The following is a 21,191-nucleotide window of genomic DNA, read 5'->3' as shown; positions in this document are numbered from 1 at the left end:
TCACTTCTCCTTGACGTCGGACGCAAGCTGGAGGTCGTGCCAGCCGGGGGCCAGCCGCAGGTCCTTCTCGTGGACCGCGCCGGAGCGGTCGCGCCACCTCAGGCGCACAGGCAGGGGTGCGTCGCCCTGCTCGCCCAGGCCGATGTGTACGTCGTGGCTGCGCTTGCCGGAGTGACCGCCGCCGCCGTCGACCCGGCCGACCCGCCGGGTGCCGTCGGGCAGGGTCACGGACACCTGGGCGTCGACGACCGGTGATCCGGACGGGTGGGTCAGCTTCAGGCCCAGGAAGTCGCCGGCGGTCGGGCTCTCGTTCAGGTAGAAGCCGGGCTCGCCCCACTGCCGTGCCACCGCCAGGTCGAGCCTGCCGTCGCCGTTGGAGTCCCCGACGGCCATGCCGCGGGTGGGGATGGGCACGGCCAGGCCGAGCCGGTCCGACAGGTTCGCGTAGTCGCCGTCCGGGGTCCTGGCGAAGAACCGCATGGTCTGGGAGCCGGCCAGGTCGTCGCCCTTCCTGACGTGGGGCCACCAGCCGGGGTGGGCGACCAGACCGTCATTGGCGGTGGCCAGCTCCTGAAGCTGGGCCCAGCGGTTGTTCCGGCCCTTGACGAAGCCGGTGGCCTGGGTGATCTCCAGCTGGCTGTCGTTGTCGAAGTCGCCCATCTTCACGTCCCAGCCCCAGCCCGACCAGGCAAGGTTGAGGGGACCGCTGCGGTCCACGTACGGCGCCTCGCCCCGGCTCATCCGGGCGCGCATGTCCTCCGTCCGGTCGACGGTGCTCATGAACGAGAAGTTGCTCTCCTGGAGACCGAAGGAGGTGGTGATGTTGGAGACGAACATGTCGTACAGCCCGTCCTGGTTCAGATCCCCGAAGTCGATCCCCATCCCCTTGAAGGAGCTGGCGCCTAAGCGCTTGGACTTGGGCACCATCGGGTGGTGCGCTCCCTTGACCTCGCCGAACTCGATGCTGCCGGGCTTCGACCTGTTGTGCAGCAGTCGCGAGGTGCCGAAGTCGTGGGCGACGTACAGTTCGGGCAGCTGGTCGCCGTCCAGGTCGGTGGCGGCCGCGCCGAGCGTCCAGCCGATGCGCATGTCGCGGGGCATGAAGTCCTCGGCCTGGACGAAGCCGTCCTCGGTCCAGCGCAGGATGTGGTCCTCGCCGCCGTTGAGGGCGTTGGACAGCGAATCGTTCATGACCACGCCGCCCCGCACGGAGGGGTCGAGGACGGGGCTGTCGGGGAAGTAGTTGCCGATGAAGACGTCGTCGTGGCCGTCGCCGTCGAAGTCGGCGATCGTCACCGCGTTGCTGTGCCACCGGGGCCCTGTGTAGCGCGCCTGGCCCACGTCTGCGACCAGCTCGACCGGTTCGAAGGCGTCGGCGGTCATGTCGTCGCGGCCGGACCGGGCCTGGAAGATGATCGGGGTGCGGCCCCAGTAGTAGACGAGCACATCGCTGTTCCCGTCCTCGTTGAAGTCACCGGCGACGCATCCCATCGGGGCCATCACGTCGTCCATGGGGAGCGGGGCGGGATCGAGGACGAACGGCGCGTAGCGGTCGCCCCGTTCGTCGGGCGCGGGCGTCAGGACGACCTGGTCGATCCGGGGGTCGGTGACGCACAGGTCGTTGGAGAAGCCGTCGCCGTCGACGTCGTTCATGGCGATACCGGCGCCCACCGAGGAGATCCATGCCTCGATGTGCTGGTAGGCCTTGTTGACCTTGCGGATCTCCTGCTGGTCGTGGCCGGCGGGCATGGCGATGGTCTTCGGGGCGAACGCGAAGGCGCTCGCCAGCTCGTCCGTCTGCGCGGCGGACGGCGTCGCGGGACGCACCACGATGTAGGTCACCACCATGAGCAGGACGGCGACGATTCCAGGAAGCTGCAGGTAGAGGCGGGATCGCACGGTGGTCACCTGGCTAGCACCTTCCCTCGGAAACGAGTGCTCCGGCTATGCGTTGACGCCATGTCTCGTACGCGGGCGCGTCCACGCGGTCGGACGCGCCCGGCCGCAGCTCCCGGCAGACATGTGCCGCCTCGTGCGGTTCCATGCCGCACAGCACTTCGGTGGCGATCTGGGTGTGAGGCACCGTCAGACCGGCGCGTTCGCGCGCCTCCGCTGCGAACGCCGAGCCCTGGAGGAGCTGCGGCCGGTACTCCCCGGCGCTCTCCCGCAGGCGCAGCAGCTCGTCCGCACCGGCGCCGCCGGCGTAGGTCGCGGCCAGTCCCACCCCGCTGAAGAGGTCACCGCGCCGGGCCGGCGCGAAGGCACCGACCAGCGCCAGAACGGCGTCGACGTCGGCGCCGCCGACGAACCACAGCGCCCGGCCGATCCCCTGGTCCACCGCACGGTGCGCGTACCAGGCCTGGTCCTGCGGCCACGGCAGCCTCCGCTCGCGCCGCTGCCCATGGACATAGCGGTCGGTGTGGAAGTAGGCCTGGTGAAACCCGTATCCGTCCAGGATCAACCACCTCAGGAGCGGGTCCGTCTCCTGGACGTCCGGGTGCAGGACTCGCGGCAGCCGCGCCATGGCCCAGCCGATGCCGACGTAGGCCATGTACCTGTGCGCGTCGCCGTGTCCGGCCAGCAGACCGCTCATGCGTCGTCCCCCGCTGCCGGGCAGCGCGTCCATGATGGAGCAGCCCATGGCCGCGCCCTCGTAGGCGAAACCCCGGAACTGCCTGGGAATCGCTTCCAGTCGGGGCTCCACGGCTTGCACGTCCGAGGCTGAGACGATCTGTCCGTAGCCCTCGAGGAAGCTGCGGCCGATGGTTTCCAGCAGTTCCTGTGCCGCCGGATTCTTTTTCCGGAATCCGCGTACATCCAGACTCGTGCTGGACAGGGCGGGGGTCAATATTCGGCGCCGGAGCGCACGTAATGCAGCCGTCACTGTTCGGTACCCCCTCGTTTGGGTGCCTCAAGCGGTGCGGAAAGACCTGCCGAATGTACCCGGCGGTTCGGGCCCTCTGTCTACTCGAAATGTGCGCACCCTATTCCAGGCCCGGTCCGGCGGATCGGGGGAGCCCGGGTCTCGACGCCCGGGGAGGATGCGAATGCACCGGGTGCCACCACAGGCGTCGAACACTGTGGCCGCCGCTCTTCCGGTAGGGTACCCCTGCTGGGAAAGCACGACGAAGGTGAGGATCGGAAATGAACAGTCCGGCGATTGTATCCAGAGAAGAATGGTTAGCGGCCCGCAAGGAACTGCTGGTACGGGAGAAGCAGTTCGACCGGGAACGGGACGCGCTCAGCGCCCAGCGCCGGGCGCTGCCGATGGTCGAGATCACCGAACCGTACGTCTTCGACGGACCGAATGGGACGTCCACCCTCGTCGACCTGTTCGGCGGCCGCCGTCAACTCATCGTCTATCACTTCATGCTGGACCCCGACTGGGAAGCCGGCTGTACCGGGTGTTCGCTCCTCGCCGACAACATCGGCCACTTGGCACATCTGCACGCGGCCCGTACATCATTCGCCGCGGTTTCCCGCGCACCGCTCGCGACCATCACAAAATTCCGTGAACGCATGGGGTGGACGTTCCCCTGGTACTCGTCCCACGGAACGTCGTTCAACTACGATTTCCACGTCACCATGGATGAATCTGTGGCGCCCGTTCTCTTCAACTTCCGCACGAAGGACGAACTGCGGGAGGCCGGAATCGGTTCCTGGGCCCTGAGCGGAGAGCAGCACGGCCTGAGCGTCTTTCTCCGCGAGGACGAGAGGGTGTTCCACACGTACTCGACGTACTCGCGCGGTACGGATCTCCTCAACGGTACCTTCAATTACCTCGACCTGACCCCGCTCGGGCGCCAGGAGGAGGCGGGGATCATGAACTGGGTCCGCCACCACGACGACTACGGCGACCGGACCGGCCGGGACGGCTGCGGCCACTGCGACGGTTGATCCGTCCCCGGCGTGCCCCCGGCATCACGACCGGCCCGGGCGCAGGCGCAGCAGTTGGCCGTCGGCCTCGCCGAGCGACGTCGTGTGGTTGGTCAGGTAGATGTCGCCGTTGGGGGCCACGGTGACCCCGCCGGGATGCTCCAGTCCCTCGCGCGCCAGGATTGTCCGTCGTCCGTCCCGCTCGACGCGCACCAGCCGCCCGGTGCGGTCGGGCGAGTCGAAGCCCTTCTCGGCCAGTTCGAGCACCAGCATCCGTCCCTGGCGGTCGAAGGCGAGGTCGATGATGCCGGTGAACCCGCTCGTCACGACGACCGGCTTCCGTCCGGGTGCCATGCGCCAGATCCGGGCCTTGCCCAGCTGGGTCGGCTCACCGCTGTACTCGCTGATGTAGAAGGCGCCGTCGGGTCCCTTCACGATGGCAGACGGCACCGACTCGAGCGGCTTGCCGTCGACGATCTGGTCGGGCATCAGGGCCACCATGCGGACCGATCCGTCATCGGTCACCGACAGGATGTCGTTGCCGCCGGCCTCCGCCACCAGGGTTCCGCCCGGCACCCGGACGATCCCGTATGCGTTGGCGTTGACGTCCGCGCGGTGCGGGTTGTACCGCTGCTCGAACGCGAGGAGGTCCCCGACCGGGTGGAGGCGGCCCCGGCGGTCGATGGTGCCGGTCTGCGCGAGCCCCCGCGCAGCCGGGCCCAGACCGTTGCGGGTGGCCATCTCGCCGCCGAGACCGAAGACGACGGAGATCCGCCCGTGGCTCGCGTCGATGTCGTGGAGTCCGAGCACACTGAATTCGTTGATCACCGAGGGGAGACCGGTGGCGATGCGCTCGGTCCTTCCCTTCTTCCCCGGGGTGTACGAGGTGATGGCCCCGGTGGCGCCGAAGCAGGCGGGGTATCCGCCCACGCCGGGCGCGCACGGGCTGGGTCCGCCCCGGCCGGCCTCGGTGACCAGGACGCGCCCGGCGCGGGCGTCCCAGGTGAGCCCACGCGGGGTCACCAGGTTGTCGGCGACCACGTCGAGCCGTCCGCCGGCCCCGGCCTGGGAGGCGGCGCCGGTCATCAGTCCGCAGAACATGGCGGTGGCCACCGTGGCGGTGCACAAACGGCGCAACATCAGAGCCCCCTGGGCGTCATCGTGGTACGGAGCCGGTCGAGCGGCGGGCACTCCAGGTCTCCCGCCGGGTGGTGTCGGTCGCTTCGCGCTCGGTGTAGTTGTCCGAGACGGCGATGTCGGTGAACCCGGTGGCGCGGAGCGCGTTCCCGACCTCGTCACGGGTGAAGTGGCGCTGCGCATGCTGCTCGACCGATCGCCGGAACAGCTCTCCCTCGGGCACGAAGAGGGACACGAGGTATTCGTACGCGGGTGTGTCCGGCTCGTGCCGGGTGTTCCAGATGTAGGCGAAGTCGCCGAAGTCCTCGCCGAACTCGCCGAGGGCAGCGATCTCCTCGAAGGTGCGCCGGGTGCTCAGGTCGAAGACGAGCACCCCGCCGGGCCGGAGCGCCCGGGCGAGCTGGTGCAGGGTAGCGGCGAGGGCGTCCTCTCCCGTCAGATAGTTCGCCCCGTCGAAGCAAACGAGGGCCGCGTCGAAGGGGCCCAGCTCCGCGAGGCGCTCGTCAGGCACGGCCAGGCAGAGCAGTTCGGTGCCGGGGGCGGTGCGGGTGCGGGCGACCTCCAGCATCGAGGCGGACGCGTCGACCCCGGTAACCTCGTAGCCGCGGTCCTGCAGTGCCTTGATCGTCATACCGGTGCCGCAGCAGACGTCGAGCACGCTCCGCACTTCGAGGCCGGCCTCGGCGAATCGTTTCTCTGTGAAGCTGAGCCACTGGTCGTACGGGACGCGATCGGCGGCCATCCACCGGTCGTAGACCTGGGCGAGCGCGCTGTACGGAGCCCCGTACCCGTCGTCCGCCTCCGGCCGGGGGCTCACCGGGCGTCCCACGGACCGGCCTGCGCCATGTACCTCTGGCCGGAGACCTCTTTGGACGAGGTCTGTGCCAGCCACTTCCAGAACGGCAGCGTCACGTCCGGTGTCGGCACGCCCGACAGATCGAATCCAGGCTCCGCCTCTGCGTAGCCGCGCGTGCGTATGCCGCCAGGGTCGACGGAGGTGACCCCTACGCCGGTGTCGGCCAGCTCCGCCGCGATGATGCGCGAGGCCTGGTCGAGGGCGGCCTTGCTGGCCCCGTAGATGCCCGCGCACGGGAACACGTCCACGGCCGCCTCGCTGGAGAGATTGACCACCAGCCCACCGGTCTCCCGCAGAAGCGGCAGCGCGAGCTGCGCCAGTGCCACGGGAGCGACCACGTTGGTGCGGAGCACCTTCTCGAACACGTCCACCGGGTGGTCGAGCAGCGGCCTGATCGGACTGACCCCCATCTGGGAGGCGTTGTTCACCAGCCAGTCGAGGCGTCCGAGCGAGCCGGCCTCCGCGATCAGCCGCTCCCGGTGGGCGGCCTCCCCCACGTCCCCCGCCACCGCGACGACGGTGACGCCCCGGTCGGTGAGCCGCTTGGCGACCGCCGTCAGATCGGACTCGGTCCGCGCGGTGAGCACGAGCCGCCAGCCGGCGCCGCCGAGGAACTCGGCGATGGTCTCGCCGAGCCCCGTGCTGGCGCCGGTGACCAGAGCGACGCGCGAAGGTATGCGGGGGTCTGTCATGAACATCAGCTCCTGTGTCGGCGGGGGCGGTGCCCGCTCAGGTGGACAGGCGGATTCCGTGTTCGGCGTAGCAGCGGACGAGTGTCAGTGCCTCGCCCCATCCGGTCGCGCATTCCCCGAACCGGGCGAGACCGGCCGCGGTCTGCGGCAGCCCCGTCTCCACCACCGTGAGCCAAGTGCCGTCCGGGTGCTCGGCGGTGGTGAAGGTGACCAGCGAAGGCGGCGTGCCCCAGGTGAACGCGAAGCGTTCGTTCGGCACGCACTCCATGACCACCCCGTCGTCGGTGACATCACTGCCGTCGTCGGTCCACCCGCGCCAGACCAAGTGCACCGGGCTGCCCTCGGACGGACCGAAGGTCGAGCCGTTGGTGAACCACTTGTCCCAGCCGGTGCCACTGGACAGCAGGTCGAACACAGCTTCGGGCGCCGCGCGGACCAGCGTGGAATGCAGGATGTCGGGGACCTGAACAGCGCCTTGGGGGGTGCTGTTCTCGTCGGTGGCGCTCATGCCGTGCTCTCTCCTTGCTCGGTTCTGTGAACTCAGTCGGCCGATGCGGCGTAGACGGGCATCAGTTCCATCCAGCGCGCGTCGGAGTCCGCCAGGCCGGGTGTGCCGGCGAGGTGTGCTTCCAGGTTGTCGGTGTACATGTGCCAGCCGGCCGCGTAGTCGACCGGGTCGGCCTCCGGGCCGAACCCCACGTGCTCCAGGAGCAGTCGGGTGCCGCCGTCGTCCGTGGGCGACAGGTCCAGCCGCAGCTCGGACTCGGCCTCGCCGGTGTAGCGCCAGGTCACCCGCAGCCGGGTGGCCGGTTCCCAGACAAGGACGCGGCAGACGATGGTGTCGCCGTGCTCCCCACGGCCTTCGAGGACGTACTCCACATCGGGCCCCGGTATGCCCTTGAGGACCGGGCCGAACCAGTGGGGCAGCCGGTCCGGTTCGGTCCAGGCCCGCCACACCTCGTCGGGCGTCGCCGGAAGGACCCGGTCCAGCTTCGCCGTGCGCGCCGTGCGCGATGCCGTTCCGAGGGCGCTGAGCGATCCGCTCATCATGGACTCCGCTTCTGTGCGTGGGCGGGGAGGGGGAGTGCGCGGGGCCGGGCGTGGTGGAGGTGTGCGGGCGGTACGCGGCGGGGACGGGCCGGTCAGGTCTGGGCGGTGAGCGTGGAGTCCCCGGACTCGGCCGGCGCCGCCGCCCGGTCGGCCTCCGCGATCGGACGGCCCAGGGCGAGCACGCCGACCCCGACGCCCGCGGCCACGACGAGCACCATGGCGGTGTTCAGGGAGGTGGCGTCGGAGAGCCAGCCGTAGGCGGTCGGCGTCGCGATGAACGCGGCGTACGCGGGCACCATCATGGCCGCCGCGACGATGTTGACGCGGCTGGGCGCCACCCGGGCGGCGGCGCTGAGGCACGTGGGCTGCACGCCGGCGATGGCGATGCCCATGAGCAGGAAGGCGAAGACGGACAGCCACAGGTCGAGCGCGGCCATCAGCAGCGCCCCGGACAGGGCGGTTCCGGCCGCGGAGATCAGGAACGACCTGCGGATGCCGAGGGCGGCCACCAGCCAGGCGTTGATCATCCGACCGATCATCATCGTGAGGCTGAAGAGGGCGAAGGCCGCGCCGCCGTAGACGATGGGGGCCTCAAGGAGCTGGTCGACGTAGATGACCGACCAGACCTGCACGATGCTCTCGACCGCGATGCCGAGGACGGTCATCACGAAAACCACGCGGAACAGCGGGTTGCGCATCAGCTTGATGAGGCCGATGTCGCCTTCGGCCTCCGCGCCGACCGGCGCCCCCTCGGGCTCGTCCCGGTTGACCGGCGGGTATGTGATCACGAAGGAGGCGAGGAGCACCGGGGTCATGATGACGGCGAACAGCACCGCGACCCAGCGGTAATCCATGCCCAGGCTGATCAGCGCGCCCGCGCCGAGGGCGCTGATGACCGTGCCGCCGCTGTTGATCGCGTACATCATGTTCATCACTTCGCGGCCGCCGCGGGACTGGATCTCCATGAACACGCTGTTGGCGGCGGTGTCGACCAGCGCGGACCCGAGACCGGCGAGGACGAAGGCGATCAGCAGACCTACGAAGTGGTCGCTCACGGCCAGCATCACGAGCAGTCCGATGAGCGCGAGTTGGCCGTAGATGCCGATCCAGCGGTGGTCCAGGTAGCGGTAGATCCGCTTGGCGGCGAGCAGCGTCAGCAGTCCGACGACCGGCAGCAACAGGTGCGCGGTGCCGAAGAACCCGTCACTCAGATCGAGGGAGCGGATGACCTCCGCCCAGGCGACCGTCATCACGCCGATGGCGATGCCGAACATGAAGAACTGGGTTCCGGACAGCCAGGTGACGGCCCGTAAGTTCCATGTGGGTTCGGCTTTCGCCGAACCGGCCTCGTCCTGGTGTTCAGTCGTCACGCTGTCTCCTGGTGCGCCGGATGCCACTGCCTATACGGAGTACGCCGGTACTTGGTGTACTCGTCGGTGTTCATCAGCTCGAATACAGTGCTCATCTCGCTGCGCAGGATTCTCGAGATATCGACTGTTTCCACGAGATTTTCGTAGAGCTCCGCCAACTCGGGGTCGGCGTCGACCTTCGGCATGACCTCGTCGTAGTGCGCGCGGTCGTGGAAGTAGGTGAGTTCGGCGTAGATCACCTCGTCCGGAGCCACGTCGACGCCGGATTCGATGTCCGAGCAGCCGTATTTCGCTGCCGGGTCGCTCACTTCCATGAGGGTGCCCCCGATGGCGCCGTGCCGGCGGAACACCTCGACGGCGTCATAGACGACGGCGCGGAAATCCTCTTCGCGTGACCTGGGCACCCTGTGCAGGAACCAGATGAGATACACGGAATCCACCACCCAGCGAGATCTGAGCCCCCGAAAAGGGTCCTGTGAATCGAGCTGTCCGGCAGGAGGCTATACGAATACGTAGTGAGTGGCAAGGATCACGTCGGGCGCCCCACGACCCGTGCGGCACCACATCCGCGCCGACTCCACGCGCCCCGCCGACGTCCGCCGTCACCTGCCCGCGCCGCGGCGGATCGACGGAGAGTCGCCGTCCCGGGTCGCCTCGGGCGACCCGGACCCGGAGCACACCCAACCTCCGCTCAATCTCCGAACTGCCTTTTTCAGCAGGGGTTATGGCGGACGCAGGCTCCCGCCGCACGCGATCGGGGCGGTGGGGTCAGGACCTGGCCCGCGCGGTCGGCCGACACCCCCCGGCCCCGTCCCCACCTCGCGCCGCCCACCCGCCACCGGCCCGGGGGCCGGCCGCACCGGCCCGGCCGGCCGTTTCACCGGCCGCCCCGCACTCCCTTGCAAGAGCACGAATGTTACTATCGACAACGAGAGTAAAGGAGGCCGCCGTGAAGCGTGAATACGGACAGTTCTGCGGTCTGGCCGCCGGGCTGGACGTCATCGGTGAGCGGTGGACCCTCCTCATCGTGCGGGAGCTGCTGATCGGTCCCGCCCGCTTCAAGAGCCTGCTGGAGAACCTTCCCGGCATCGGCCCCAACCTGCTCACCGACCGGCTGCGGATGCTCGGCGACCATGGCCTGGTGGAGCAGATGTCCGTGGCCGACGACGGGCGCGCCCGGCTCTACCGGCTCACCGAGTCCGGACAGGAGCTGCGGGAGCCCGTCCTCGCGCTCGCGCGCTGGGGCCTGAAGTTCCTCGACGAGTCGGACGCCGACGGGGCGACCCGCGCCGAGTGGGGATTCCTCGCCGTGCAGGCGATGATCGTCGACGACGCCGTCCCCGAGGTGGACGAGGTCTACGAGTTCAGGGTCAGCGAGCAGACCTTCCAGATCCTGGTCCGCGACGGCCGGGTGTCCTTCGAGCGCGGCGCGGTGGCGGAGCCCGCGCTGACCATAGAGTGCGACGCCGGCACGTTCGTCCGGGTGGGCGCGCGGATGCTCTCCCCGTTTCAGGCCATCGCCACCGGGGACGTCCGGATCAAGGGCGACCCGGAGGCCGTGCTCCGCTGCTCCGTGATGCTCGGCCTGGACTGAGCCGCCCGACGCGCCCTCCCGCTTCGTCGTTCGACGCCCGGTCCGGACCGGGCGGGCACGACGCAACGGTGCGCCTCCACTCGCGTGGGGGCGCACCGTCATGTCACGACTCAGGTCACTCGGCGGCCAGCTCGGCACCGCCCTGGACCACGTCGATCTTGCCGTCGGGACGGCCGTGGCACTTGATCGAGTTGAGCGTGTAGCGGCCCGCGCCGGTGTGGTCGCCCGTCTTGCCGCGGAACGTGCCGTACAGCTTCGCGTTGGTCATCGGGCCCGCGATCGGGTCCGTCGGGTTCGACAGCTGCACGTCGCCGGCGCCGACGGTGCCACGGTCGAAGGTGCGGTCCAGGTTGACCGCGGCCCAGCCGTAGTACCGGCCGCGCACGCTCTCCACGAACGGCATGTCGGCGTCGCGCAGGCGCTGCGCACGCGGACCGTCGCCATGGATGGCCACCTCACCCTTGCGGGCGAGCGAGGTGAGCGCGATACGCCCGAGCGACACGGGCACCTCGACCATCTCGCCCTTGCCGACGAAGCCGCTCGGGTAGAACGGCCGCAGCGTCTCGGAGAGGTAGTTGTGCTCCAGGTTGTTGCCGTCGTACTCGACGCTCAGCCCGCGGAACGGGAAGATCTCGTAGTGGCACGAGCCGTCCTCGTTCAGGCCCTTGAGCTCCTTCTCGACGGTGAGGTCGGTACGGATCGTCGAGACGTTGGTGCTCGCGAGCACACGGCCGAGGATGGAGTCGAACCACAGCGGCGAGAGCACCGCGCGGACCGCGCCGACGCCGGGGGTCATGATGACGACCCGGCCGCCGATGATGAGCGGCACCGTCTGGTCGAAGTACCCGGTCTCCTCGACCTCGGCCTCGCTGTACACCCGCTGCGGCTTCACGCCCGTGATGTCGCCGGTGAGCACGCGAGCCCAGTCGGCGACCTCGGGGTCGTCGTCCGTCGCGTACTTCTCGAGGACGCTCAGGGCCCTCGGGCCGGCCGAACGCAGGGCCAGCCACAGCGCGCCCGAGCGGACCAGGCGGTCCTTCTCGGTGCCGATCGTGTCGGAGATGAACGCGAGGCTCTCCTCCGGGTTGCGGTCGGCGAGCTCCCACAGCGCGCGCTCGCGCTCCAGGGGGCTCTCGTGTCCTTCGGAGACCTCTCGGAGTTCACTGTCGCTACGGGTGTCGTACGGCAGGAACTTCTCGGTGATCGGCCGGGCGAAGTCCAGGTACTCCGCCGGGTCGTTGTACCGGGCGGCCGGCGGCGGCGTGAGAGCCACCAGCCCTTCCTGCAACCGGGATTCGATCGATTGGGTCATCTTTCCTCCGCAGTTAGGTAGTGCACCCCATGCGAGGTAGTTATATGAAAACTAAGTTAGATCTACCTGTCAAGCACGGTGCCTCCTGGTTTCCCTTGGCGGATACTGGGGGTCGTAGATCATCCACTTAAGGAACGTGTGGCCATATGGAACGAGCTGACCGTCCTGATCTGCCCTACGTGACCACCACCGCAGCCCTACTGCGCCTCGGCCGGATCCTGTCGACCGTCTCCGCGGGCACCGCCCGCCACCTGGCGCGACACACCTGGCGGCGCCTGAAGGGACGACCGACCACGGCCGCGGACTGGCCCGAGGAGCTCTGCCGGATCGTCGAGCGACTGGGCCCGGCCTTCATCAAGTTCGCCCAGATCGCCAGCACCCGCGAGGACGTCCTGCCGCCCCGCGCCTGCGCGGCGCTCAAACGCCTCCACGACAACGTCGAACCCATGCGGCCCCAGGACGCCCACCTGGCGCTGACGGAGCATCTCGGCTCCGAACGGGCGGAGTTGCTGACGGACTTCCATCCCGAACCCCTGGGGTCGGGCAGCATCGCCTGCGTCTATCCGGCCCGTCTGAGCGACGGGACCCAGGTGGCCGTCAAGCTCCGTCGGCCCGGCCTCACCGACATGGTCCGCCGCGACGTCACCATCCTCAGCACGGTCTTCGCGCTCGCGGGACGCCTGCCGGGGCTGAGCGGAGCCCCGCTCGCCGACATGGCGCACGCCGTTGGGGCGAGCGTGCTCCGCCAACTCGACCTCGAAGCCGAAGCACAAAACCTCGCCCTGCTCCGCGACGACCTCTCCACCCTCGAGTTCATCGCCGTACCCGCACCCGTCACGGCGTTGTGCGGAGAGTCCTGCGTCGTCATGGACTTCGTGCCCGGGGTGCGCGACCACGTCGAGGTGGCCGAACTGAGCCCGGAGCGCCGCCGGGCGCTCGCCGACCAGACGCTCCGGGCCATCTTCGAGATGCTGTTCTGCACCGGGCTGGTCCACTGCGACCTGCACCCCGGCAACCTGCGCCTCACCCGTACCGGCTCCGTGGTCGTGCTCGACGCCGGGTTCGTCTACCGCGTCCCCGAAGTCGTACGGGAGAACCTGGCCCTGTTCTTCCTCAACCTCGGCTTCCGCAACGGCCCCCGGTGCGCCGAAGCGGTCCTGGCCAGCGCCGAACAAGTCGACCGGCACAGCGACACCGCCGCCTTCACCGCGGACATGACCCGCCTCGTCGACCGGTACGGCGGCACCACCGCCCGCGACTTCGACCTGATCGCGTTCTCCACCGAACTGTTCGCCAGCCAGCGGCGCAACGGCATCTACGCCTCGTCGGAGTTCGTGTTCCCCCTCCTCGCCCTCCTCATGGTGGAGCAGACGGTCCGCCGCCTCGACCCCGAAGTGGACTTCCAGGCCATCGCCCGCCCCATCGTCTTCCGCGCCGCGTCGGGCCGCCCCGCCGGCGAGCGCCGCCGCCGGCTTGAGACCGCGGGCTGAGCGAGAGCCGACGAGAACACCCGGCCCCAGGCTCTGATGATCCTCGCCACTCGGCCTCCCGGGTGGCGACGACGTCAGTTACGGGTGTGGCGGTCCACTGCCGGACCGGTGGGCACCGCCTCCTCGACGGGATGCGTCGGTGGCGTGAACGGACCCCAGGTGAAAGCGGGTAGCCACATTGCCGACGAGGCGCTCCAGGACAGCTCGCCGATCTGCCGGGCCGTGCGCCGCCCGGTCAGCGCGCGGAAGATCTCCGAACTCTCTCCGCGCAACGTGGCGGCCGGTTCGCTCTCCCCCGCCGTCCACGCCCGGTCGGGCGTCTGGATACGCAACGCCGGCAGGCCGTGCTCGTGCAGCGACAGGGTGAAGCCCATGACGGCGAGATCCAGCGCGTCGGCGAGGGCGGGGTGACGGTCGGGCAGGGGTATGCCGAGGGCAGTACGGAGATCGAGCTCGTGCGAGAACGCGTCCAGCGGAAGGATGCGGCGGCGCAGCCAGTCCGCGCGCGGGAGCGCCCGCGGCAACTCCTTCTCCAACTCGACCCAGGTGGAGACGAGTTCAGCGACGGGGATACCCGGGGCCGGGGCCGGCGGCTCGCTGATCTCACCCGGCTCCTCGTCGACGACCATCCGGCAGACCAGAACGAGGTGTCCGACGAGATCACGCACGCTCCAGCCGGGACAGGCCGGCACGGGGAGATCCGCGACCGAGGGGCCCGAGGTGACGAGTCGGGTGATGTTCTCCCGACAGGCGCGGTAGGTGAGGTGGTGGACAGCGTCCGCCAGCGGTTCAGCGGTCTTTTCGGTCATACGGCAGACTCCTTTCAAGGGGCGACGGCGCCGCCGCGGCGGCCACCGACAGAGACTCGCGCCGTGACCACCGCGGTGGCGCCGCTCCGGAACGTCGTCCGTGCTCCAGCTGCGCCGGGTGCCCCTGCGACGTCCCTTCCTGGGCGGGTGGTGTCAGTCGCCCTGGACGATCCCGGCCCGGTAGCCGTCGGCCACGATCCGCCGGGCGGCGTGCTGGTAGTACCCGTCGTCCTTGGGCAGCTCAGTGTCGAGGCCGCTGACGTAGCGGTTGTACATGCAGAACGCCGCGGCGATCAGAACGGTGTCGTGCAGGTCCGTGTCGTCCACGCCCTCGGCGCGGGCTGCCGCGACCGCCTTGTCGGAGACCGGCCGCGCGGCGCTCTGCACCTCGGCCGCCACGCCCAGCAGCGCACGCAGTCGGCCGCTGACCGGCGCGGTGCCGGGGTCGGCCAGCACGTCCCGGACCAGCTCCTGGCCTCCCGCCAGTTGCGCGGCGGCGAAGGCCCCGTGCGAGGAGGAGCAGAACTCGGTGCCGTTGAGCCGCGAGACGTACGCCGCGATCAGCTCGCGCTCTCCCGGTTCGAGCGAGGACGGGGCCCGCAGCAGAGCATCCGCGAGGTCGCCCAGCGGTCCGCCGGTGTCGGGACGGTGGACTATCAGTCCGATGATTCCGGGGAGGTCGTTGTTCAGTGCGATATGAGGCATGGCTCTTCCTCCAGGAGAAGGGGGAGACAGACGACCGGCGAGGGCCGAGTGGCCGCGGAACGACGGGGGCCTCGTGATGCCAGGAAGCTAATGAACCGTCCCGTCGGTGGCAACTGCCCGCCGCAGCAGGAAAACTGCCGGTGCCGGGACCGGGCCTCCGGCCGACCGAGAGGACAGGACGATCGGTCCTCCTGCCCTCAAGCCCCTGAGCAGCGGCGCCTGTTCGGTGAGGGTCGGGATGGCCGGCATCGCGCACACCGCGGGCGTGCCGCCGGGCCGTACGGCAGGGCGCAGGTGTCCGCGAACCAGTCCCTCAAGGAGAGCACAGCGGAAGAAGCCCTCCCGTGCACGATCCTGATGTAATGAGCCACCGTTCCCTGACCGCGGAGGTTCAGGCATGGCCATCAGCACGGGAGCGTCACCGCACACTCTGCGCGGGGGGCTCGACTCTCTCAACAGCCGTCATCATCAACTCGGTTTGCGCGTCTTCCTGGTCATCGTCGTCGCGCACTGGGCGGAGCACCTGGTCCAGGCGTACCAGATCTACGTCTTGGGCTGGCCCATCCCGGAAGCACGCGGCGTGCTCGGGGTTCCTTTCCCGTGGCTCGTCACTTCGGAATGGATGCACTACGGCTACGCCTTGGTGATGATGGTCGGCCTGTTCCTCCTGCGTCCTGGCTTCACCGGCCGCTCGGGCACCTGGTGGAAGGTGTCGCTCGGCATGCAGGTGTGGCACCACCTGGAGCACCTGCTGCTCCTGATCCAGGTGCTCGCGGGCGCGCACCTGCTGGGCAAGGCCGCCCCGACGAGCCTGGTTCAGCTGATCCTGCCCCGGGTGGAACTGCACCTTTTCTACAACACCCTGGTGACGGTGCCCATGGTGGTGGCGATGTACCTGCACACCAGCGCAAACCGGCCGGACAACGTCACCGCACGGTGCGCCTGCGCGCCGAAGGACTGAACGCATGGCTACGAACGGGAGGAAGCCCTCCGGGTTCGTGTCCCTGCTGCTCCTGCTGGCAGGCATCCTTCTCTTCTGGATGTCGGTGCCGAATCTCGGCACCGCCGCCAGGGCCGCCACGACTGACGGGCCACGGGGCACCTTCACCGCAACCCGCCTCATGTGCTTCGGGCACGCTGGGCACACCACCTGCGAGTGGTTGGGAACGTTCCAGTCCGACGACGGCACCGTGGAACTTGAGGGCGTCAAGCTGTACGGCAGTGGCCGTGACACGTTCGAGGCCGGACAGACGGCGCCCGCCGTGGACGTGGGCAACGCGGGGCGGGTCTATAACCCGACCGGATCACGCGCGTGGATCATCACGGTCGTGCTGGCGGTGCTCGCCTATGTCCTGCTCGCGGTCGTGGCCCGTCGGCATCTGATGCCTCCCCCGCTCCCCCGGAAACGGAAGGCCGCCCCATGACGATCCGCGAGGGGTCCGCCCCGCCTTCCTTGACGAAGCAATGTTCCCCGGTGACTTCACCGACTAGGACCGATCTCAGATGTTCCAGTAACCCTTGCCAGAATGTCGTCTCCGAGATGATATGGAGGCCGTCGAGCAACTGCTGAACCCTCTCAGCACTTGGGGGCGAAGTTGGTCAGCCACTCGGGTTGCCGCGCAGCGTGAGTGCTCCCGGAGCGTCGAGTGAGCGTCACGGTCGACAGCATCCCGCCCACTCGGGGCAGACCGAGCTGGCACGACCCCGTTGCCCCAGCAGGCTCCGTTCCGCTCACTCGTGAGGCTGGCCGGCTGGCCGGTCGGCTGGCCGGCTTTGGCTGGCTCATCATGAACTCTCGGGGGCGGAGAGGCGAGGATCTCGCGCTGCACAGGGAAAAGTTCCGGCGGCGCCCGCCGGAGTCGCTGGGGGAGTTGCACGGCCCAGGGTCGTAGAGCCGCCTCCGCACATGGCCTGGCCGGGGATGACCTCGTATGACATGAGCAAGCCTCGCCAGCGCATGGGCCTGTACCGCACTGTCCTGCACGAGGGACTGCGCGACGACCTGCCCCGCTACCTGAACCAGGCCCAGACCTGCTCCTCCAGTTGTGGCATGTGCTGCGCGCCCTGGCCGGCCCGGTACTCCCATATGTGACGCGACGTCAGAGGCGTGAGCCAGACGAAACCCGCAAGGAGGCAAGTCTTCCGTGTCGCGAGACTAGACAGGAGCAACGTCCGTATCCGTTAATCCATCCCAGGTATCACTCGCGAGGGTTGATCGAACCGAGACCCCAACGGATGAGCACGTGACGCGTCGCGCCCGACCGCCCGACCGCCCGACCGCCCGACCGCCCGACCGCCCGACCGCCCGACCTGTGAGCGAACGCGCCGGAGACCAAGCAGTCACCTTCCCCCACCGAGAGGTGCGAGATGTCTTCCTCCGTCAGCAGACGGCGTCTTCTGCAAGTAGTCGGGGCCACGGCCGCCGCCTCCGCCACCGATTCCTTCATCGACGCATCGTCTGCCCGAGCGGCCGTCCCTCCCGCAAGGGCCGCCATCGGGGTGTCCGCGCATCCCTTCGCGCTCGGCCAGGTCCGGCTCACCGCGAGCCGCTGGCTGGAGAACCAGGACCGTACGCGGAACTACCTGCGGTTCGTCGATGTCGACCGGCTGCTGTACAACTTCCGCGCCAACCACCGTCTGTCCACCAACGGCGCGACTGCGAACGGCGGTTGGGACGCGCCGACGTTCCCCTTCCGCACCCACGCCCAAGGGCACTTCCTCACGGCTTGGGCACAGCTCTACGCCGTCACCGGGGACACCGTCTGCCGGGACAAGGCAACCCATATGGTTGCGGAGTTATCCAAATGCCAGGCCAACAACAGTGCCGCCGGCTTCGGCGCCGGGTATCTCTCCGGCTACCCCGAGTCCGACTTCGCCGCTCTCGAGCAGCGGACACTGAGCAACGGCAACGTGCCGTACTACACCATCCACAAGACCCTGGCCGGCCTGCTGGATGTGTGGCGCCACATCGGCAGCACACAAGCCCGTGACGTCCTGCTCTCCTTGGCAGGGTGGGTCGACCGGCGTACCGGCCGGCTCAGCGGCCGGCAGATGCAAGCCATGCTGCAGACGGAGTTCGGCGGCATGAACGCCGTGCTGACCGATCTCTACCAGCAGACAGGCGACGCGCGGTGGCTCACCGTCGCCCAACGGTTCGATCACGCAGCGGTGTTCGACCCTCTGGCGTCCAACCAGGACCAGCTCAGCGGACTGCACGCCAACACGCAGGTACCCAAGTGGATCGGGGCCGCCCGGGAGTTCAAGGCCACCGGCACCACTCGGTACCGGGATATCGCCACCCATGCCTGGAACTTCTGTGTCAGCAACCACACTTATGCCATCGGCGGCAACAGCCAGGCGGAGCACTTCCGCGCCCCGAACGCCATCGCCGACTACCTGAACAAGGACACGTGCGAAAGCTGCAATACCTTCAACATGCTCACCCTCACCCGGGAACTGTTCGCGCTGGACCCGAATCGGGCCGCCTTGTTCGACTACTACGAGCGGGCGTGGCTGAACCAGATGATCGGCCAGCAGAACCCGGCAGACGACCACGGCCACGTCACCTACTTCACCCCGCTCAACCCTGGAGGCCGACGAGGTGTGGGCCCGGCGTGGGGCGGCGGCACGTGGAGCACCGACTACAGCACCTTCTGGTGCTGCCAGGGCACAGGCTTGGAGATGCACACCAGGTTGATGGACTCCCTCTACTACCGCAGTGACACCACGCTGATCGTGAACATGTTCGCGCCCTCGGTGCTCGACTGGTCGGAGCGTGGCATCACCGTCACCCAGACGACGACCTATCCCGTGAGCGACACCACGACCCTGCGGGTCACCGGGAGCGTCAGCGGAACCTGGGCGATGCGCATCCGCATCCCGAGTTGGACCTCCGGGGCCACCGTCAGCGTCAACGGCGCGGCGCAGAACATCACCACCACGCCCGGCAGCTACGCCACCTTGAGTCGCTCCTGGACCTCCGGCGACACGGTCACCGTCCGCCTTCCCATGCGGGTCGTCATGCGAGCGGCCAACGACGACGCGAACGTCGCCGCGATCACCTACGGTCCGGTGATCCTGTCCGGCGACTACGGCAACTCCGCGCTCGACTCCCTGCCGACACTGGACACGTCCTCGATCAGACGGACCGGCAACACGTCGCTCGCCTTCACCGCCACCGCCAACGGCTCCACCGTCAACCTGGGCCCCTTCCACGACGCACACGGCCACAACTACACCGTCTACTGGAGCACCAGCAGCACCGTCCGTCTCGCCAACGTGGGCAGCGGTCTCGTGCTGGGCATCCAGAACATGTCCACGGCCGACGGCGGCCGCGCTCTGCAGTGGAACGACTCGGGCACAGCCGACCACGACTGGCACATGGTCCCAGACGGAAACGGGTTCCGCTTCCGCAACGCCCACAGCGGCAAGGTGCTCGGTCTCCAGGACATGTCCACGGCGGACAACGCGACCGTTCTGCAGTGGTCGGACAACGGCACCGCCGACCATCGTTGGACGCTGATCGACCAGCAAGACGGGACCTACAAGATCCGCAACGTGCACAGCGGCAAGTTGCTCGCGATCGCGAACAACTCCACCGCTGTCGGCGCGTTCGCGGTCCAGGATCCGGACGACGGTACCGCCGACAACCGCTGGCGCCTCGTGCGGAACTGACGCCCCCGCAAACAGATCGTGGTCACTCTCTCCGCTCCCGCCTGCGCGAGACTTCGACCACTGTTCGACGTATCGGACGTTCGGCGTCCGATACGGCGAACGCCGAGGTCAGGTCATAGCGCATCAACAGTCCGGACAGCCTCTGACGGGGCCGACCGGAACCGCTCACTCGAGGAATGAGACCCCTATGCGCGGACGTTGTTTCAGCCCCAGGCATCTGTCTGTGGTGCTCGCGGCCCTGGTCGCTTCGGCGGCGACACTCGTCGCCAACCCGGCTCAGGCGGCCACCAGCGGCTCGTTGCGCGGCGCCGGTTCCGGCCGGTGTCTCGATGTGCCGAACGCCGGCCAGACGGACGGCACGAACCTGCAGATCTGGGACTGCACGGGCGGGACCAACCAGCGGTGGACGCTGACGGACAACAACCAGCTGACCGTGTACGGCAACAAGTGCCTGGATGTGCCCGGCCACGCCACCTCGGCCGGTACGCGGGTGCAGATCTGGGCCTGCCACGGCGGCGCGAACCAGCAGTGGCGGGTGAACTCCGACGGCACGATCGTCGGAGTGGAGTCCGGGCTCTGCCTGGACGTCAGCGGCGGTGCCACGGGCAACGGCACGGCGGTGCAGCTCTGGAACTGCAACGGCGGCAGCAACCAGAAGTGGACGGGGCTGTCCGCGCCACCGGGCGACACGTGTGCTCTTCCGTCGGCGTACCGCTGGTCGTCGACCGGCCCGTTGGCGCAGCCGTCGAACGGCTGGGTCGCGCTGAAGGACTTCACCACCGTGCCGTACAACGGCAAGCAGCTGGTCTACGCGACCACCTCTGACGGATCGTCGTGGGGCACGATGGCGTTCCGTCCCTTCACGAACTGGTCGGACATGGCGACGGCCACGCAGACCGGGATGAGCCCGGGCCTGGCGGTGGCGCCCAAACTGTTCTACTTCGCGCCCAAGAACGTCTGGGTGCTGACCTCCAACGGGTGGGGTACCGCCTGGCCCTTCACCTATCGCACGTCCAGCGACCCCACCAACCCCAACGGCTGGTCCGCCCCGCAGCCGCTGTTCACCGGCAGCCTCCCCGAAAGCGGCCCGATCGACCCGACCATGATCGCCGACGAACAGAACATGTACATGTTCTTCGCCGATGACAACGGCAAGATCTACAAGTCGACCATGCCGCTCGGGAACTTCCCGGGCAGCTTCGGCTCGTCGTACACCACGGTCATGAGCGACACGAAGGAGAAGCTGTTCGAGGCGCCGGAGGTCTACAAGGTCAAGGGCCAGAACCAGTTCCTCATGATCGTTGAGGCGATGGGTGCGAACGGCCGCTATTTCCGCTCCTTCACCGCCTCCAGCCTGAACGGCCCGTGGACACTGCAGGCCGGCAGCGAGAGCAGCCCCTTCGCAGGCAAGGCCAACAGCGGTGCCACCTGGACCAACGACATCAGCCACGGTGACCTGGTCCGCGCCAACCCCGACCAGACCATGACCGTCGACCCCTGCAACCTGCAGTTCCTCTACCAGGGCAGGACCCCCGCATCGGACGGCACCGACTACCTGAAACTGCCGTACCGGCCGGGGCTCCTCACCCTGCGACGCTGACCCGCGCGCACGTGATCACACACTCC

General features: G+C 68.7%; 20 protein-coding genes. 8 read left to right on the top strand and 12 right to left on the bottom strand.

Translation table 11 applies throughout. From position 1 onward, the window contains the following. Nucleotides 1-1,848, bottom strand: coding sequence for a VCBS repeat-containing protein (locus tag HDC93_RS31740; RefSeq protein WP_185014334.1), 1,848 nt, complete (start codon nt 1,846-1,848; stop codon nt 1-3). Nucleotides 1,849-1,912: 64 nt separating this feature from the next. Further along, nucleotides 1,913-2,884: a DUF1702 family protein gene (locus HDC93_RS31735; RefSeq protein ID WP_185014279.1), complete on the bottom strand. Its 972-nt coding sequence runs from the start codon at nt 2,882-2,884 to the stop codon at nt 1,913-1,915. A gap of 260 nt (nt 2,885-3,144) precedes the next feature. Between HDC93_RS31735 and HDC93_RS31730 the strand changes: the two genes are divergently transcribed. Beyond that, entirely contained in the window at nt 3,145-3,897 is a 753-nt protein-coding gene (locus HDC93_RS31730) for a DUF899 domain-containing protein (RefSeq protein WP_185014278.1), read from the top strand. A 24-nt stretch (nt 3,898-3,921) separates the two neighbouring features. Here HDC93_RS31730 and HDC93_RS31725 read toward each other — a convergent pair whose 3' ends face one another. The 7 genes from HDC93_RS31725 to HDC93_RS31695 form a co-directional block, all read right to left on the bottom strand. Then, nucleotides 3,922-5,004, bottom strand: a complete 1,083-nt coding sequence (locus HDC93_RS31725; RefSeq protein ID WP_260419867.1) for a ScyD/ScyE family protein — start codon at nt 5,002-5,004, stop codon at nt 3,922-3,924. A gap of 28 nt (nt 5,005-5,032) precedes the next feature. Beyond that, nucleotides 5,033-5,830 carry a class I SAM-dependent methyltransferase gene (locus HDC93_RS31720; RefSeq protein ID WP_185014276.1) on the bottom strand — a complete coding sequence of 266 codons (798 nt, stop codon included), beginning with the start codon at nt 5,828-5,830 and terminating at the stop codon, nt 5,033-5,035. Then, nucleotides 5,827-6,561: an SDR family oxidoreductase gene (locus tag HDC93_RS31715; protein ID WP_185014275.1), complete on the bottom strand. Its 735-nt coding sequence runs from the start codon at nt 6,559-6,561 to the stop codon at nt 5,827-5,829. The genes HDC93_RS31720 and HDC93_RS31715 overlap by 4 nt, the downstream gene beginning before the upstream one ends. 37 nt (nt 6,562-6,598) lie before the next feature. After that, nucleotides 6,599-7,069 (bottom strand): SRPBCC domain-containing protein, encoded by a 471-nt coding sequence (locus HDC93_RS31710; protein WP_185014274.1) that lies wholly within the window; start codon nt 7,067-7,069, stop codon nt 6,599-6,601. A 32-nt stretch (nt 7,070-7,101) separates the two neighbouring features. Continuing rightward, entirely contained in the window at nt 7,102-7,608 is a 507-nt protein-coding gene (locus HDC93_RS31705; protein WP_260419866.1) for an SRPBCC domain-containing protein, read from the bottom strand. Between the two features lie 95 nt (nt 7,609-7,703). After that, a complete protein-coding gene (locus HDC93_RS31700; protein WP_311774672.1) occupies nt 7,704-8,981 on the bottom strand; it encodes an MFS transporter in 1,278 nt (425 codons plus the stop codon). Continuing rightward, entirely contained in the window at nt 8,978-9,412 is a 435-nt protein-coding gene (locus HDC93_RS31695) for a DUF1428 family protein (protein ID WP_185014273.1), read from the bottom strand. The genes HDC93_RS31700 and HDC93_RS31695 overlap by 4 nt, the downstream gene beginning before the upstream one ends. A gap of 518 nt (nt 9,413-9,930) precedes the next feature. Here HDC93_RS31695 and HDC93_RS31690 point away from each other — a divergent pair. Then, entirely contained in the window at nt 9,931-10,575 is a 645-nt protein-coding gene (locus HDC93_RS31690) for a winged helix-turn-helix transcriptional regulator (RefSeq protein WP_311774671.1), read from the top strand. 115 nt (nt 10,576-10,690) lie between these two features. Here HDC93_RS31690 and HDC93_RS31685 read toward each other — a convergent pair whose 3' ends face one another. Beyond that, nucleotides 10,691-11,887, bottom strand: a complete 1,197-nt coding sequence (locus HDC93_RS31685; RefSeq protein WP_185014271.1) for a HEAT repeat domain-containing protein — start codon at nt 11,885-11,887, stop codon at nt 10,691-10,693. Nucleotides 11,888-12,033: 146 nt separating this feature from the next. Here HDC93_RS31685 and HDC93_RS31680 point away from each other — a divergent pair, with 146 nt between their 5' ends. Next, entirely contained in the window at nt 12,034-13,377 is a 1,344-nt protein-coding gene (locus HDC93_RS31680) for an AarF/ABC1/UbiB kinase family protein (protein WP_185014270.1), read from the top strand. Nucleotides 13,378-13,451: 74 nt separating this feature from the next. Here HDC93_RS31680 and HDC93_RS31675 read toward each other — a convergent pair whose 3' ends face one another. Both HDC93_RS31675 and HDC93_RS31670 read right to left on the bottom strand, forming a co-directional pair. Beyond that, nucleotides 13,452-14,186: a maleylpyruvate isomerase family mycothiol-dependent enzyme gene (locus tag HDC93_RS31675; RefSeq protein WP_185014269.1), complete on the bottom strand. Its 735-nt coding sequence runs from the start codon at nt 14,184-14,186 to the stop codon at nt 13,452-13,454. A 153-nt stretch (nt 14,187-14,339) separates the two neighbouring features. Further along, on the bottom strand, nt 14,340-14,891 hold the full coding sequence (locus tag HDC93_RS31670) for a carboxymuconolactone decarboxylase family protein (RefSeq protein WP_185014268.1): 552 nt from the start codon (nt 14,889-14,891) through the stop codon (nt 14,340-14,342). Nucleotides 14,892-15,288: 397 nt separating this feature from the next. Here HDC93_RS31670 and HDC93_RS31665 point away from each other — a divergent pair, with 397 nt between their 5' ends. The 5 genes from HDC93_RS31665 (at nt 15,289) to HDC93_RS31645 (ending at nt 21,165) form a co-directional block, all read left to right on the top strand. Beyond that, on the top strand, nt 15,289-15,852 hold the full coding sequence (locus HDC93_RS31665; RefSeq protein WP_185014267.1) for a hypothetical protein: 564 nt from the start codon (nt 15,289-15,291) through the stop codon (nt 15,850-15,852). Between the two features lie 4 nt (nt 15,853-15,856). Continuing rightward, entirely contained in the window at nt 15,857-16,315 is a 459-nt protein-coding gene (locus tag HDC93_RS31660) for a hypothetical protein (protein WP_185014266.1), read from the top strand. 512 nt (nt 16,316-16,827) lie between these two features. Continuing rightward, on the top strand, nt 16,828-16,983 hold the full coding sequence (locus HDC93_RS38910) for a hypothetical protein (protein WP_260419865.1): 156 nt from the start codon (nt 16,828-16,830) through the stop codon (nt 16,981-16,983). 275 nt (nt 16,984-17,258) lie between these two features. Next, the gene (locus HDC93_RS31650; protein WP_185014265.1) at nt 17,259-19,565 is read left to right on the top strand and encodes a beta-L-arabinofuranosidase domain-containing protein; all 2,307 of its coding nucleotides are present in this window, start codon (nt 17,259-17,261) and stop codon (nt 19,563-19,565) included. A 187-nt stretch (nt 19,566-19,752) separates the two neighbouring features. Then, a complete protein-coding gene (locus tag HDC93_RS31645; protein ID WP_185014264.1) occupies nt 19,753-21,165 on the top strand; it encodes a non-reducing end alpha-L-arabinofuranosidase family hydrolase in 1,413 nt (470 codons plus the stop codon). Nucleotides 21,166-21,191: the final 26 nt, after the last annotated feature.

The sequence above is a fragment of the Streptomyces sp. AK010 genome (genome assembly GCF_014207295.1).
GTDB lineage: Bacteria > Actinomycetota > Actinomycetes > Streptomycetales > Streptomycetaceae > Streptomyces > Streptomyces massasporeus.
Note: the sequence above shows the minus strand (reverse complement) of the source record. Positions and strands in the feature narration are given on the sequence as shown.

Bases quoted from the DNA above. Each gene is read 5' to 3' on its own strand.
- HDC93_RS31740 (WP_185014334.1), bottom strand. From the start codon at position 1,848: ATGGTGGTGACCTACATCGTGGTGCGTCCCGCGACGCCGTCCGCCGCG.
- HDC93_RS31730 (WP_185014278.1), top strand. From the start codon at position 3,145: ATGAACAGTCCGGCGATTGTATCCAGAGAAGAATGGTTAGCGGCCCGC.
- HDC93_RS31715 (WP_185014275.1), bottom strand. From the start codon at position 6,561: ATGACAGACCCCCGCATACCTTCGCGCGTCGCTCTGGTCACCGGCGCC.
- HDC93_RS31710 (WP_185014274.1), bottom strand. From the start codon at position 7,069: ATGAGCGCCACCGACGAGAACAGCACCCCCCAAGGCGCTGTTCAGGTC.
- HDC93_RS31705 (WP_260419866.1), bottom strand. From the start codon at position 7,608: ATGAGCGGATCGCTCAGCGCCCTCGGAACGGCATCGCGCACGGCGCGC.
- HDC93_RS31685 (WP_185014271.1), bottom strand. From the start codon at position 11,887: ATGACCCAATCGATCGAATCCCGGTTGCAGGAAGGGCTGGTGGCTCTC.
- HDC93_RS31680 (WP_185014270.1), top strand. From the start codon at position 12,034: ATGGAACGAGCTGACCGTCCTGATCTGCCCTACGTGACCACCACCGCA.
- HDC93_RS31675 (WP_185014269.1), bottom strand. From the start codon at position 14,186: ATGACCGAAAAGACCGCTGAACCGCTGGCGGACGCTGTCCACCACCTC.
- HDC93_RS31670 (WP_185014268.1), bottom strand. From the start codon at position 14,891: ATGCCTCATATCGCACTGAACAACGACCTCCCCGGAATCATCGGACTG.
- HDC93_RS31665 (WP_185014267.1), top strand. From the start codon at position 15,289: ATGGCCATCAGCACGGGAGCGTCACCGCACACTCTGCGCGGGGGGCTC.
- HDC93_RS31660 (WP_185014266.1), top strand. From the start codon at position 15,857: ATGGCTACGAACGGGAGGAAGCCCTCCGGGTTCGTGTCCCTGCTGCTC.
- HDC93_RS38910 (WP_260419865.1), top strand. From the start codon at position 16,828: ATGAGCAAGCCTCGCCAGCGCATGGGCCTGTACCGCACTGTCCTGCAC.
- HDC93_RS31650 (WP_185014265.1), top strand. From the start codon at position 17,259: ATGTCTTCCTCCGTCAGCAGACGGCGTCTTCTGCAAGTAGTCGGGGCC.
- HDC93_RS31645 (WP_185014264.1), top strand. From the start codon at position 19,753: ATGCGCGGACGTTGTTTCAGCCCCAGGCATCTGTCTGTGGTGCTCGCG.